Source organism: Paucibacter soli (assembly GCF_037482845.1).
Lineage (GTDB): Bacteria > Pseudomonadota > Gammaproteobacteria > Burkholderiales > Burkholderiaceae_C > Paucibacter_B > Paucibacter_B soli.
In genome coordinates this window covers 84,419-97,248 of record NZ_JBBHJW010000008.1, presented here as the reverse complement: position 1 = coordinate 97,248, position 12,830 = coordinate 84,419, and the positions used below count along the sequence as shown (strand labels likewise).

Here is a 12,830-nt window from a genome sequence, read left to right as displayed (position 1 = left end):
GGTCTAAGTCTCCGTTGGCAAAGTTTGGCCATCGCGTCAACTCTCTCTCAGGAGGCTTACTCATGAACACCAAGCAAGTCAGCGAAACCATGGTTCCGGCCAAGCGCCTTGTGTGGGCGCTGGTGACGGCCGGGGTGCTCGGCGCCGCCGGCGGAGCCGCTGCGATGCGTGGTGCGGTGGCGATCAAGACCTCGGCCACTGCCGAAGCCGCAGCGCCGGCTGCCGAGCTGCTGGCCAGCGCGACGCCCAGCGCCGCGACGCCGGCCCCGGCGGCCACGCCCACGCCTGCCGGCCTGCCCGACTTTGCGCAGATCGCGGCGCGGCAGGGCCCGGCGGTGGTGAACATCAGCGTCACCGGTACGGTGAAGACCGCGGCGCGCCGCGGCCAGCCGCCGCAGCAGCTGGATCCGAACGATCCCTTCTACGAATTCTTCCGTCGCTTCGGCGTGCCCGGCATGCCTGGGGGGGGCGAGGGCAGGGAGATGCCCACGCGCGGCCAGGGCTCGGGCTTCATCGTCAGCGACGACGGCGTTATCCTCACCAACGCCCATGTGGTGCGCGATGCCAGCGAGGTCAGTGTCAAGCTCACCGATCGCCGCGAGTTCCGCGCCAAGGTGCTGGGCAGTGATCCCAAGACCGATGTGGCGGTGATCAAGATCGAGGCCAAGGGTCTGCCCACGGTCCAGCTGGGTTCGACCAAAGACCTGCGCGTGGGCGAATGGGTGCTGGCGATCGGCTCGCCCTTTGGCTTCGAGAACAGCGTCAGTGCCGGCGTGGTGAGCGCCAAGGGCCGCGCCCTGCCGCAGGAGAACTTCGTGCCCTTCCTGCAGACCGATGTGGCGATCAACCCCGGCAATTCGGGCGGCCCGCTGTTCAATGCGCGCGGCGAGGTGGTGGGCATCAACTCGCAGATCTACAGCCAGAGCGGCGGCTACCAGGGCCTGTCCTTCGCGATCCCGATCGAGCTCGCGAACCGGGTGCGCCAGCAGATCCAGAACGGCGGCAAGGCCCAGCATGCGCGCCTGGGCGTGACCATCCAAGACGTCAACCAGGGCTTTGCCGACTCCTTCAAGCTGGAGCGTCCCGAGGGCGCGCTGGTGGCGAGCGTGGAGGAGGGCGGGCCCGCCGCCAAGGCCGGCCTGCGCCCGGGCGATGTGATCCTGAAGTTCAAGGGCCAGCCGATTGTGGCCAGCACCGACCTGCCCGCCATGCTGGGCCTGGCCACGCCGGGCGAGAGCGCCAAGCTGGAGATCTGGCGCCAGGGCAAGCGCGAGGAAATCAGCGCCAAGCTGGGTGATGCCAACGAGAAGGCAGCGCAGGTGGCGAGCAGCGACGAGGCCGGACCGGCCCAGGGCAAGCTGGGACTGGCGCTGCGCCCGCTGCAGCCCGAGGAAAAGCGCGAGTCCGGCCTGCGCGAGGGCCTGGTGGTGGAGGACGCCGGCGGCCCCGCCGCACAGGCCGGCGTGCGCCCCGGCGATGTGCTGCTGGCGGTGAACGGCACGCCTGTCAGCAGCATCGAACAGGTGCGCGCCGTGGTGGCCGGCGCCGAGAAGTCGGTGGCCCTGCTGGTGCAGCGCGGCAAGGAGAAGATCTTCGTGCCGGTGCGGCTGGGCTAATCGGCGTGCCCATGCGACACCTGTTCTGTGTCGATGGGCGTGTGCACGCCGGCCCCCTCGAAGAAGAAGGGCTTGCGCGCCTTGGGGCGCAGGCCCACCTCGTTCATCGAGGGCAGGGCGTATAGGCGGCCGTTCAGCATCACCTGGCTGATCTTGTCGCTGTTGCGGATATCGCCCAGCACATCGCCGTCGATGATCACCAGGTCGGCCAGCTTGCCGGCCTCGAGCGAGCCGATGTCCTTGTCCAGCCCCAGGTAGCGGGCCGGATTCAGGGTGGCGCTGCGGATCGCTTCCAGCGAGCTCATGCCGCCCAGGCCGAACATCCACATCTCCCAGTGCGCGCCCAGGCCCTCGCGCTGGCCATGGGCGCCGATATTGCTGCGCACGCCGGCACGCTCCAGCTCGGTGGCGGTCTTGGCCACCTGGATGATGTTGAAGTCTTCCAGCGGTGCGGTGAGACGGCGCACGCTGCGCGGCTCCAGCACCGAGCGCGGCACGAACTGCGAAAGAATCGGGTGCTTCCACACCTCGGTGCTGGCGTACCAGTAATGCTCGCCGTCCAGGCCGCCGTAGCCGACGTTGAGCGTCGGCGTGTAGCCCACCTGGGTCTGGCTCCAGAGCTGCTTCACGTCGTCGTAGATCTTGGCCACCGGCAAGGCATGCTCGACGCCGGTGTGGCCGTCCACCACCTGGGTCATATTCAGCTGGAACAGCGAGCCGCCCTCGGGCACCACCATCATGCCGGTCTGGCGCGCCGCTTCGATGATCTGCTGGCGCTGGTCGCGGCGCGGCTGGTTGTAGCTCTTCACGCTGATCGCACCGCCGGCCTTGAGGCGCTTGAGGTGGGTGAGGGCGTCGTCGAGGTTGTTGACGACGGCCGTCACATCCGCCTTGGCGCCATAGAGGATGGTGCCGGTGGAGTAGATGCGCGGCGCCACCAGATGGCCGGCGCGCTGCATCTCCGATTGCGTATAGATGTCGCTGGTGCGGTTGGAGGGGTCGTGGATGGTGGTGAGGCCGAAGGCCAGCGAGGCGTAGTTGACCCAGCTCTGCTGCGGGATGATCTGGCTCTCGCCCATGCCGCCGTGCCAATGCGCGTCGATCAGGCCGGGGATCACGGTCTTGCCCCTGGCATCGACGGCGAGCGCATCGGCCGGCAGCTGCAGCTCGCCGCGCTTGCCGACGGCGGCGATGCGGTTGCCGTCCACCAGGATCACGCCGTCGTCGATGACCTCGTCGCCCCGCATCGTGACGATGCGTGCGCCGCTGATGGCCAGCCTGCCGCGTGGCTTGTCGGCGGCCTGCTTGAAGCCGATCTTGATGCCGGTCTCCGAGGGCTTGCCGTCCACCACCGCCACATTGAAGAGCTGGTCGCCCAGGGCATAGCGCAGGGTCTGGCTGTCGCCCGACCAATGCAGGTATTCGCCGGCGTTCACATCCAGCTGCCGGACCGGCAGGGCATCGGCCTTGGGGCCGACGCTGATCGACTTGCCGGTCTGCGGCAACGGCATCACATAGGCGTGGAAGCGCTCGGCAAAGCCCAGCCAGCGACCGTCGGGCGAGACCGCGTATTCGCTCGCGAACTCGCTCTTGGCGATCTCGGTCTCCTGCCGGTCCGCCAGGTTCACGCGCACCAGCTTGTGCGCCGAGTCCACCTCGTTGGCAAAGCTGTGGCGGCTCAGGTAGAGGGTATCGCTGGCGGCGCCGAACTGCGGCGCATCGCCGTCCTTGCTGATGCGTTCGGCCTTGCCGCGGCCATCGCTGGCGGCGATGAACACGCCCGTCTCCAGACCATGCCATGGCGTGGTGAGGTAGCCGCCGCGCGCCTTCACATAAGCCACCTGCCTGCCATCGGGCGAGAAGCGCGGCTGCAGGTATTTGCCGGGCTGCTTGGTGATGACGGTCTCGCGGCCGCTGGCCAGCTCCAGCTTGCGCACGCTGCCCAGCTGCTCGTCGCTCCAGGTCGTGAACACAAGCTCGCGGCCATCGCGCGAGAAGCTCGGGAAGAACTCGAAATGCTCGCCCTGCTGCGTCAGACGCTTCGGTGCACCGTTAGGCAGGTGCTTCAGGTATAGATGGCCCAGGGCCGAATAGACCACGCGCTTGCCGTCGGGCGAGACATTGACCCAGCGCAGCTGGTGCACGTCGAACTGCTCGGGTGCCACCTCGTGCGCCACGCGCAGTGCCGGGCGCAGCTCGCGGCTGTCCTTCACATGGAAGGGAATCGGCGTGGCGCTTTGCTTGAAGGGGTCGACCCGCCACAGCCCGCCCTGGGCCCAGACGACGATCTGCTTGGCGTCGGGCGTCCAGGCAAAACCGGGGTAGACGCCGTGTACCGACCAGGCCTCCTGCATATCGCGCTCGAGCTCGCCCCAGGCGGGGAATTCGCGCCCCGTTTGCAGGTCCTTCAGGAACAGGGTCGATTGATGGCTTGAGCCATTGCGCACGCGGCGCACAAAGGCGAGGTATTTGCCATCGGGCGAGGGCGTGGGGCGGATCGCGCCGCCGGGGCCGGTGACAAAGGGCTCGCTGCTGCCGTCGCTCAAGTCCTGCCGCACGATGCGGAAGATCTCCTTGTTCGAATCCTTGTTGTACTCGAAGCTGCGGCCCGGCGTGGCGTCGGTCGAGTAGTAGAGGTATTTGCCATCGGGCGAGAGCGCGGGCTCGCCCAGGTCCTTCTGCCAGTTGGGCTTCTCGTTGAGCTGCACGCCCTTGCCACCATCGAGGCTGAATAGCCAGATCTCGCCCGAGCCCAGCGAGCGCGTCCCGGTGTAATGCTTGCGTGCGGCGATGTAGCGGCCATTGGGGTGCCAGACCGGGTTGTTGAGCAGACGGTAGTCTTCCTTGCTGATGGCGCGCGCGCCGCTGCCGTCCACATTCATGACCCAGATGTTGTCGCCACCGCCGGCGTCCGACACATAGGCCAGCTGCTTGCCGTCGGGCGAGAAACGCGCCTGCATCTCCCAGGCGATGCTGTGGGTCAGGGCCTTGGCCTCACCGCCTGCGATGGGCAGCAGATAGAGATCGCCCAGCAGGTCGAACACCAGCTGCTTGCCGTCTGGGCTCACGTCCACACTCATCCAGGTGCCGCTGCGTGTGTCGATCTGAGCCAGCCTGGCCTCGCCGGGCGGCTTGTTGACGTCCCAGACCGGCGCCTGGGCATCGCCGGCAGCCATGGAGTTGGAGAGGAGGGCCGCTTGCAGCAGCGCAGCGCTGAGGAGTCGGAATATGTGTGACATGGCGGCGCAGCTTAGCGACGCGTCAAGCCCGTCACCATGGGGCTTGCCCCGTTTTGAGCCGCCAGGCGAACGGCCGTGCCCGCTTACCATCGGGGATACCACCGAAACTTGGATCAACGAAAGCGCTGGAGGTTTGCATGTCCCACAAGATCCGCCTTGCGCTGTTGCTGTGCGCCTGCTTTTCATGTCTGCATGCGCAGGCCCAGGAAGGCAGCTTCACGACACGGTCACTGACGCCGGAGACCGCCCTGCAGGCGGCTCGCACGGCGCTGGAGTCCTGCCGCAAGCAGGGCTTCCAGGTGGCGGTGGCGGTGGTCGATCGCGGCGGCATCACCCAGGTCCTGTTGCGCGACCGTTACGCCGGGCCGCACACCGTGGAGGTGGCCGCCAGCAAGGCCTGGACGGCGCTGAGTTTTCGCACCGCTAGCAGCACGCTGGCGCAGGAAACCCAGGCCGGCCGGCCGATGAGCGGCATGCGCAACCAGCCGCGCGTCATCGCCGCGGGCGGTGGCCTGCCTGTCGAGGGCGGCGGCAGCCTGCTGGGCGGCATCGGCGTGTCCGGTGCACCAAGTGGTGAGCTGGACGACGCTTGCGCGCAAGCGGGGCTGAAGGCGGTGGCCGATCTGATCGAGTTCTGAACAAGTTCGAGTCAATCGCGCAGCAGCACCATCACCTCGTCGTCCTCGATCTGCGGGAAATGGCGATAGAACTGCCCCACGGCTTCGAAGCCCGAGGGGATTTGCAGGCAAACCAACTCGTCGGCCAGCGGGCCGACCTTGTCGATCGCGCTGTCCGACGCCACCGGTACGGCGCAGATCAACCGGGCAGGGTGGCGTTGGCGCAGTCCATGCAGGGCCGCCACCATGGTGGCGCCGGTGGCCAGGCCATCGTCCACCACGATCACGATGCGGCCGGCCGGATCTATCGGTGCGCGCACCGGCGTGTAGGCAGCGCGGCGCTGCCTGATGGTCTCAAGCTGGCGGCGTTTCTCGGCCTCGATATGGGCCTCGTCGGCGCCCGCCGAAGCCGCATAGGGCGCCAGATAGGTCCAGCCGCTCTCGTCCACCGAGCCGATCGCCAGCTCGGGCTGCCACGGCGCCCGCAGCTTGCGCACCAGCACCACGTCCAGCTCGCCCTGCAGTTGATGGGCGAGCAGCTTGCCCATCGGCACCGCGCCGCGCGGAATCGCGAGTATCAAGGGCTGCTGTCCGCGATAGGCCTGCAGCCGCTCGCCCAGCTGGCGTGCCGCGTCGGCGCGGTGCGCGAATGTCTGACTTCTCATCGCTGGCTCCCGTCATTGATGCCTATGCTCGGTCGTCGCAGGCGACGGCGCTTGCGCTGGCTCAACGTCACAGGTAAGTCTTGACCTAGGCTGTGCCGTGGGCCGCACGCCCGTTCATGCTTGGAGTGCTGTGATGAAGACCTTGGTCGTTTACTACTCTCGCTCAGGCCATACGGCGCGCATCGCCGAGGAGATCGCGTCGCATTGCAAGGCGGACATCGAGCGTATCAAGGACGCCGGCGCAGAGCGTGGCGGGCTGTGGGGCTATCTGCGCTCGGCCTGCCAGGCCGCCATCGGGGCCAAGCCGCCGATCAAGAAACCCAGCAAGAACCCGGCCGACTACGAGCTCGTGGTGATAGGCACACCGGTCTGGAACTGGGGTTTGGCAGCACCCGTGCGTAGCTATGCCAGCCAATATGCACAGCAGTTCAAGCAGGTCGCGTTCTTCTGCACCGAGGGTGGGTCGGGCGAGCAAGGGGCTTTTGACGAACTGCAGCGCATCTGTGGCAAGTCCCCGCTTGTCACACTGGCCGTCAAGGAAGGCGAACTTGAGCCCCTGCAGCATGCGCAGCCGCTGCGCCGCTTTGCCATGCGGCTGTCCGGCTGAGCCGGCCATACGGACTGGCCGACCCGCGGCCTTGAGTTGGCGGACTCATGCCGGCATGCGCGACGACCGGCAGACGCAGGTGGGCCAGCGTGCCCCGGGGCCATCGAGCGCATGCGCGCGGCCGGCGTGCGGTGGCTGCTGGTCTGCGATGCCGAAGGGATGTTGATGGGGCTGGTATCTCTGGGCCTGCGCGTGGTGGCCGAGGGCGTGGAAAACGCCGCGCAGCTGCTGCGCCTGCGCGAGCAGGGCTGCGACGAAGTGCAGAGCTTCTTGTTCGGCGCGGCGATGTCGCCGGACGCAAGCCGGGCTTGCTTGCTCAGGCGGCCTGAAAGTTTCTGAATTGCCAGGGATCGCTGGCGTCCGGCACTTAGTCGAACAAGCAATGTTGGTTTACATAATACACATTGTCGTAATTTACGACGCGCTCGGTGCGGCAGCGTACGGACATCGGCCTTGCCAAGCCCTAGGTTGGGTTTGTTCGTTTCACTTTCACTACCGAGGTCCCATCATGATCCAACGTTACCGTATCCCAATTGGCCTGTGCGCACTGGTCCTGATGCTTGGACTGAGCGCCTGTGCGGGCATGTCACACCGTGATCGCAATGTGGCCGTGGGGGCTGGCGTTGGCGCCGTGGGCGGCGCGGTGCTGACCGGCGGCAGCACGGTGGGCACCGTGGGCGGCGCCATCATTGGCGGCGTGATCGCCAACGAACTTGAAAAGGACAAGAAGCGTTGATGCGGCGGCCGGAGCCCGTCTTGTCACACGACGCCTACTTCCACGTCGACTCGGAGGCCGTACGCTTCTGGGTCTGTCATGGGGATGCGCTGGTGGGCGCCAGCGTCAGCCGGCGCGCTCTGCATTACCGGTTTCGCCCCGAGGCCGTCGACGATGATCCGCTGGAAACCTACCAACGCTTCGCCGAACTGATAGACGCTGCGGTGTTGCGCCGTGTCGCCGAGGGTGCGCTGGCACCGGTGATGTTGCGCGAGTTCGACCTGCGCCTGCAAGACGCGCCATAGCCCAATCGCGTCAGCAGGACTGCGCGTCGCTGGCGTCGCATCCGATGCAAGCGTCATCGACCATGCGGTCGAAATCGGCCAGATCGCTGAGCGCCTTCAGCGCGGCCTTGCCCTTGGGGATCAGCGGCTTGTCCAGCGGGCGATAGATGCGGCTGCGCAGGCGCGCGAGGCGCTCGGAATGCTCCATCGCGAACACCACGCTGTCGAGGTCCAGCAGCATGGCGAATGGGTCGACGAGCGAGGTGGCGGCGTTGGGGTTCAGGCGCATGGTGCTTGCTCCGTTAGGGTTTGAAGCAACTGTAGGCAGCATGGGCTCGATGCAGTAGTCGGCCCAGGGCCAAAGCGCTTGTCAGGCAAGTTCCTAGGCCGCTGCTGCGGCGCGGGCCCGGATCAAGGCTTGCGCGCCCGGGCGAGCTGCTCGGCCAGTCGCTCGCGCCCGGCGCGGCGCGCGAAGTCGGCTGCGTCCATGCCCTGCTCGTTGCGCAGGCCGGCATCGGCGCCGGCCTTCAGCAAGACCTCGACGCTGCTGCTGTCGCCATAGCCGGCCGCCATCATCAGCGGCGTGCTGCCATTGGCCGAGCGTGCGTCGATCGCGGCGCCCTGCTCCAGCAACCAGCGCACCGCACCGCGATCGGGGCCGCTGCAGGCGTAATGCAGGGCGGTCCAGCCCGGTTCATTGACGAGCGCGCCGCGCGCCACTAGGGCCTTCATCCAGTCCAGCCGCCCTTTCAAGGCCGCCAGCATCAGCGGCGTTTCGCCGGCCTGGTTGATGGCGTTGACGTCCAGCCCGGGATGTTTGAGCAGGGTCTGGAAGGTTGTGTCGGATTCGTGGCGCAGCGCCAGATGCAGCGCGGTCTGGCGCTCGGCATTGCGCAGATTGGGGTCGGTGCCGCGCAACATCAGGGTCATGACGAGGCTGGCGTTGTCGCGCTGCGCGGCCGTGAGCAGTTGTTCGGTCAGCTCGGCGCCGGCTTGAGCCTGCAGCATCGCGGGCAGCGCCAGCAGCAGGCCCAGCCAATGGCGTGCCCTTCTTTTCATGCTTTCAGGCCTCGGGCAGGCGGAACAGCCGCCTGGTGTTGGCGCTGCAGGCCTCGGCCAGCGCCTCCAGCGCCAGCCCCTTCACCGCCGCCAGCTGCTGCGCCACATGCGGCACATAGGCCGGGCTATTGGTCTTGCCGCGGTAGGGCATGGGGGCGAGGTAGGGGCTGTCGGTCTCGATCAGCAGATGGTCCAGCGGCAGGGCCAGCGCCACGGCGCGCAGGTCGGCGGCGTTCTTGAAGGTCAGGATGCCCGAGAAGGAGATATAGAAACCCAGGTCCACCGCGGCCTTGGCCACCTCCAGGCTTTCGGTGAAGCAATGAAACACACCGCCGGCCTGCTCGCCGCCCTCCTCCTTGAGGATCTCCAAGGTGTGCGCGGCGCTGCTGCGCGTGTGTATCACCATGGGTTTGGCGGCCTGGCGCGCGGCGCGGATATGGGTGCGAAAACGTTCGCGCTGCCATTCCATATCGGCCAGGGTGCGCTCGCCCAGGCGGTAATAGTCCAGGCCGGTCTCGCCGATGGCCAGCACCCTGGCATCCTGCGCGCCCGCCACCAGCTCGGCCACACTGGGCTCGTGCACATCCTCGTTGTCGGGGTGCACGCCCACGGTGGCAAAGAGCTGCGGATGCGCATGCGCCAGGGCGCGCACCTCGGGAAATTCCTCCATGGTGGTGCAGATGCAGATCGCCTGCGTCACGCGCGCGGCCTGCATCTCGGCCAGGATTTGCGGCAGCTTGGCCTTGAGCTCGGGAAAGCTCAGATGGCAATGGGAGTCGATATACATGGCAGCCTCGCACGGGCCCGCGCCGGGCGGCGCGCCGTATGTCAAAAGGGTCAGATGGTCTGCGTCGCCTTGGACGAGGAGATCGAGGTGCCCAGCATCTCTTCGATCTTCAGCTTGATGTGGCGGGTTTTCTCGTCGCCTGGGAAGCGCACGCCCACGCCCTGGGTGCGGCCGGCCGAGGCATTCGCCGGGGTGATCCAGGCGATCTTGCCAGCCACCGGATAACGCTGCGGATCATCGGGCAGCATCATCAGCAGGTAGATGTCTTCGCCAAGCTTGTAGTCGCGCGTGGTGGGCACGAAGATGCCCCCGTCGATGAAGATAGGAATGTAGGCGGCATAGAGCGCGCTCTTTTCCTTGAAGACCAACTGCACCACGCTCGGGCGCGCACCCCCGCCAGCCGGCACGGCTGCCAGGGCGGCGGCCTGGGGTTTGGTTGGAATTTCACTCATATGCGGCAGTGTAGCGAAGGTCAAGGCCGCCCATCCGCGCGAATGCACCGACAAGCGGGAGCTTCTTGGCCCTTGCTTGTCCCTTCCTTTGCCGTTCAGGCCGCCACGCGCATCGCGCGCTGCCCCTGCGCCACCAGCGACTCCATCAGCAGGCCGGCGTTGAGCGGATGTTCGGCGTGCCGCGCCGCATCCTGCAAGGCGCGGCCCCAGGCATGCAGGCCGGCCGCGCCGCGCGGCTTGGGCAGGGCGGTGGGCGGGAAATAGCTGGGCGGCGCGCCATGGCTGCCGCGCAGCAGGTCGTGGGTGAGGCGCTGCAACGCGGCGATGGCGCGTGGCACCGGCCAGTCGCTCAGCGCCGCGCTTTCACCGCGCGCCACGCGGCGCGGCAACTCCAGCCAGGCCTGGGCGCGCACGCCGTCGGCCCACCAGGCCAGCGCCTCCTGCGGGCGGCCGCCGGTGGCGGCCAGCAGCACCTCGGCCGCCTCCACGCCCTGCTCGGCCAGCCAGGCCTGCGCCAGTTCTTGAGGCGGCAGGCCCAGCGGCACTGGCTGGCAGCGGCTGCGTATGGTGGGCAGCAAGGCCTCGGGGGCCGTGCTGGCAAGCGCGAAGCGCAGCACGCCGGCCGGCTCTTCCAGGGTCTTCAGCAGGGCATTCGCCGCCACGGTGTTGAGGGCCTCGGCGGGATAGACCACCACCACCTTGGCGCGCCCGCGCGCCGCCGTGACCTGGGCGAAGCCCAGCATCTGTCGCACCGCATCGATCTTGATCTCGCGGCTGGGCTTGGCCTTGCCGGCCTTAGTGCCCTTGCCCTCGCCCTCCTCCTCGTCGGCGCCATAACCCAGGCTTTCGCGCAGCGCCTCGGGCAGCAGCACCATGAAGTCCGGATGCGCATGGGCCAGGAACAGGTGGCAGGCGGCGCAGCGGCCACAGGCCAGCTTGCCGGCGGCGGGTGCCTCGCACAGCCAGGACTGGGCCAGCAGCAGGGCCAGCTCGAACTGGCCCACGCCGGCCGGACCCTGCACCAGCAGGGCATGCGAGCGCGCGGTCGCGAGCGCCTGCGCCAGTGGCGCCTCCAGCCAGGGCAGCGGCAGCTTGCCGTCGGGGCCTAGCATCCCCTGGCCTCCATCAGCGCGCGCAACTGCGCCGCGACCTGGTCCACCGTGCCGCTAGCGTCGATGCGGGCAAAGCGTGCCGGTGCGGCCGCGGCGCGAGCCGCGTAGCCGGCGCGCACGCGTTCGAAGAAGTCCAGATCCTGCTGCTCGAAGCGATCGGCCTCGCGCGCCGCGGCGCGGCGCTGTGCGGCGGTGGCCGGCGGCAGGTCGAACCAGATCGTCAGGTCGGGCTGACGCAGGCCCTGGGGCCCCTGCTGCACCCATTGCTCCAGCGTCTCCAGCACCTGCAGGTCCATGCCGCGGCCGGCGCCCTGGTAGGCAAAGGTGGCGTCGGTGAAGCGGTCGCACAGCACCGTCTGGCCGGCCGCCAAGGCCGGCTCGATGACGCGCAGCAGATGATCGCGCCGGCCGGCAAACACCAGCAGTGCCTCGGTCAGGCCGTCCATGCCGCTGTGCAAGACCAGCTCGCGCAGGCGCTCGGCCAGCTCGGTGCCGCCGGGCTCTCGTGTGTTCAAGACCTTGGCCCCGCCGGCGGCGAGGCGTTTACTCAGGGCGGCGATATGGGTGGACTTGCCGGCACCGTCGATGCCTTCAATGCTGATGAATCTGGGGGAGCTCACTTGCCACGCTGGTATTTGTTGACGGCGCGATTATGCGCGGCCAGGTCTTCGCTGAATTCGCTGCTGCCGTCGCCGCGCGCCACGAAGTACAGGGCGCGCGAGGGCGCCGGATGCAGGGTCGCGGCCAGCGAGGCGGCGCCGGGCATGGCGATGGGGGTGGGCGGCAGGCCGCCGCGGGTGTAGCTGTTGTAGGGCGTGTCGGCCAGCAGGTCGCGCTTGCGCAGATTGCCGTCGAAGGCCGCGCCCAGGCCGTAGATCACCGTGGGGTCGGTCTGCAAGGGCATGCCAATGCGCAGCCGGTTCACGAACACCGCCGCCACCAGGCCGCGGTCGGCCGCGGCGCCGGTCTCCTTCTCGACGATGGAGGCCAGGATCAGCGCCTCGTCGGGCGACTTGAGCGGCAGCTTCTCGGCGCGGCCGGCCCAGGCCGCGTCCAGCCTCCTGCCCATGGCGCGGTAGGCGCGCCTGAGCACGGTGAGGTCGCTGACGCCGCGGCTGTAGGCATAGGTGTCGGGAAAGAAGCGCCCCTCCGGATGCTGACCCGGCGCGCCCAGCGCGGCCATGATGTCGGCCTCGCTGAGTGCGGCGGTCTGGTGCTTGAGCGCGGGGGCGGCGGCCAGCGCGGCGCGCCATTGGCGGAAGGTCCAGCCCTCGATCAGGCGCACCTGCTCCAGCACCTCGTCGCCGCGCACCATCTTGGCAAGCAGCTCGCGCGGCGTGGCGCCCTGGTGGATCTCGTAGCTGCCGGCGCGTATCTGCTTGGCCTGGCCCGACCAGCGGAACCATTGGTACAGCAGCCGCGCATCCTCCTGCACCCCGGCCACCACCCAGGCCTGGGCCACCTCGCGCGGCGAGCTGCCGGCCTCGATGGAGAGCTCGACCGATGGCGCCGCCAGCGTCATCGGCCGCTGCAGCCACCACCAGGCGCCGCCCGCGGCCGCGCCCAGGGCCAGCAGCGCCAAGAGTGAAAGGGTCAGCAGGGCCTTGCCCAATGTCTTCATGCTTGCCAAATGTCCTTGCTGCTCGCCTTGTTGGCGGGCGCTGATGATAATCGCCC

The 12,830-nt window shown here is 68.2% G+C and carries 15 protein-coding genes; 6 read left to right on the top strand and 9 right to left on the bottom strand.

What is annotated here, in order from left to right; translation table 11 throughout:
* Nucleotides 1–62: 62 nt before the first annotated feature.
* Nucleotides 63–1,616, top strand: a complete 1,554-nt coding sequence (locus WG898_RS16860) for a DegQ family serine endoprotease (RefSeq protein WP_339603960.1) — start codon at nucleotides 63–65, stop codon at nucleotides 1,614–1,616.
* Here WG898_RS16860 and WG898_RS16855 read toward each other — a convergent pair.
* Nucleotides 1,613–4,855: an amidohydrolase family protein gene (locus tag WG898_RS16855; protein WP_339603959.1), complete on the bottom strand. Its 3,243-nt coding sequence runs from the start codon at nucleotides 4,853–4,855 to the stop codon at nucleotides 1,613–1,615. The genes WG898_RS16860 and WG898_RS16855 overlap by 4 nt on opposite strands.
* Nucleotides 4,856–4,992: 137 nt before the next feature.
* Between WG898_RS16855 and WG898_RS16850 the strand changes: the two genes are divergently transcribed.
* Complete coding sequence (locus WG898_RS16850) at nucleotides 4,993–5,493, top strand: GlcG/HbpS family heme-binding protein (protein WP_339603958.1); 501 nt, start codon at nucleotides 4,993–4,995, stop codon at nucleotides 5,491–5,493.
* Nucleotides 5,494–5,504: 11 nt separating this feature from the next.
* Here WG898_RS16850 and WG898_RS16845 read toward each other — a convergent pair whose 3' ends face one another.
* Nucleotides 5,505–6,137 (bottom strand): phosphoribosyltransferase, encoded by a 633-nt coding sequence (locus WG898_RS16845; RefSeq protein WP_339603957.1) that lies wholly within the window; start codon nucleotides 6,135–6,137, stop codon nucleotides 5,505–5,507.
* Nucleotides 6,138–6,270: 133 nt separating this feature from the next.
* Between WG898_RS16845 and WG898_RS16840 the strand changes: the two genes are divergently transcribed.
* From WG898_RS16840 to WG898_RS16825, 4 genes are all read left to right on the top strand, one after another.
* Nucleotides 6,271–6,744, top strand: a complete 474-nt coding sequence (locus WG898_RS16840; protein ID WP_339603956.1) for a flavodoxin family protein — start codon at nucleotides 6,271–6,273, stop codon at nucleotides 6,742–6,744.
* Nucleotides 6,745–6,855: 111 nt separating this feature from the next.
* Nucleotides 6,856–7,083: a CBS domain-containing protein gene (locus WG898_RS16835; protein ID WP_339603955.1), complete on the top strand. Its 228-nt coding sequence runs from the start codon at nucleotides 6,856–6,858 to the stop codon at nucleotides 7,081–7,083.
* A gap of 169 nt (nucleotides 7,084–7,252) precedes the next feature.
* A complete protein-coding gene (locus WG898_RS16830; RefSeq protein WP_339603954.1) occupies nucleotides 7,253–7,480 on the top strand; it encodes a YMGG-like glycine zipper-containing protein in 228 nt (75 codons plus the stop codon).
* Nucleotides 7,481–7,500: 20 nt separating this feature from the next.
* Entirely contained in the window at nucleotides 7,501–7,764 is a 264-nt protein-coding gene (locus tag WG898_RS16825) for a hypothetical protein (RefSeq protein ID WP_339603953.1), read from the top strand.
* 10 nt (nucleotides 7,765–7,774) lie between these two features.
* Here WG898_RS16825 and WG898_RS16820 read toward each other — a convergent pair whose 3' ends face one another.
* From WG898_RS16820 to mltG, 7 genes are all read right to left on the bottom strand, one after another.
* On the bottom strand, nucleotides 7,775–8,032 hold the full coding sequence (locus WG898_RS16820; RefSeq protein ID WP_339603952.1) for a hypothetical protein: 258 nt from the start codon (nucleotides 8,030–8,032) through the stop codon (nucleotides 7,775–7,777).
* A gap of 122 nt (nucleotides 8,033–8,154) precedes the next feature.
* Nucleotides 8,155–8,802: an ankyrin repeat domain-containing protein gene (locus WG898_RS16815; RefSeq protein ID WP_339603951.1), complete on the bottom strand. Its 648-nt coding sequence runs from the start codon at nucleotides 8,800–8,802 to the stop codon at nucleotides 8,155–8,157.
* A 4-nt stretch (nucleotides 8,803–8,806) separates the two neighbouring features.
* On the bottom strand, nucleotides 8,807–9,589 hold the full coding sequence (locus WG898_RS16810) for a TatD family hydrolase (RefSeq protein ID WP_339603950.1): 783 nt from the start codon (nucleotides 9,587–9,589) through the stop codon (nucleotides 8,807–8,809).
* Between the two features lie 50 nt (nucleotides 9,590–9,639).
* Nucleotides 9,640–10,041, bottom strand: a complete 402-nt coding sequence (locus tag WG898_RS16805; RefSeq protein WP_339603949.1) for a PilZ domain-containing protein — start codon at nucleotides 10,039–10,041, stop codon at nucleotides 9,640–9,642.
* Between the two features lie 95 nt (nucleotides 10,042–10,136).
* Complete coding sequence (gene holB, locus WG898_RS16800) at nucleotides 10,137–11,153, bottom strand: DNA polymerase III subunit delta' (RefSeq protein ID WP_339603948.1); 1,017 nt, start codon at nucleotides 11,151–11,153, stop codon at nucleotides 10,137–10,139.
* The gene (gene tmk, locus WG898_RS16795; protein ID WP_339603947.1) at nucleotides 11,147–11,773 is read right to left on the bottom strand and encodes a dTMP kinase; all 627 of its coding nucleotides are present in this window, start codon (nucleotides 11,771–11,773) and stop codon (nucleotides 11,147–11,149) included. Before tmk ends, holB begins: the two co-directional genes overlap by 7 nt.
* Nucleotides 11,770–12,774: an endolytic transglycosylase MltG gene (gene mltG, locus WG898_RS16790; RefSeq protein ID WP_339603946.1), complete on the bottom strand. Its 1,005-nt coding sequence runs from the start codon at nucleotides 12,772–12,774 to the stop codon at nucleotides 11,770–11,772. Before mltG ends, tmk begins: the two co-directional genes overlap by 4 nt.
* Nucleotides 12,775–12,830 lie beyond the last annotated feature (56 nt).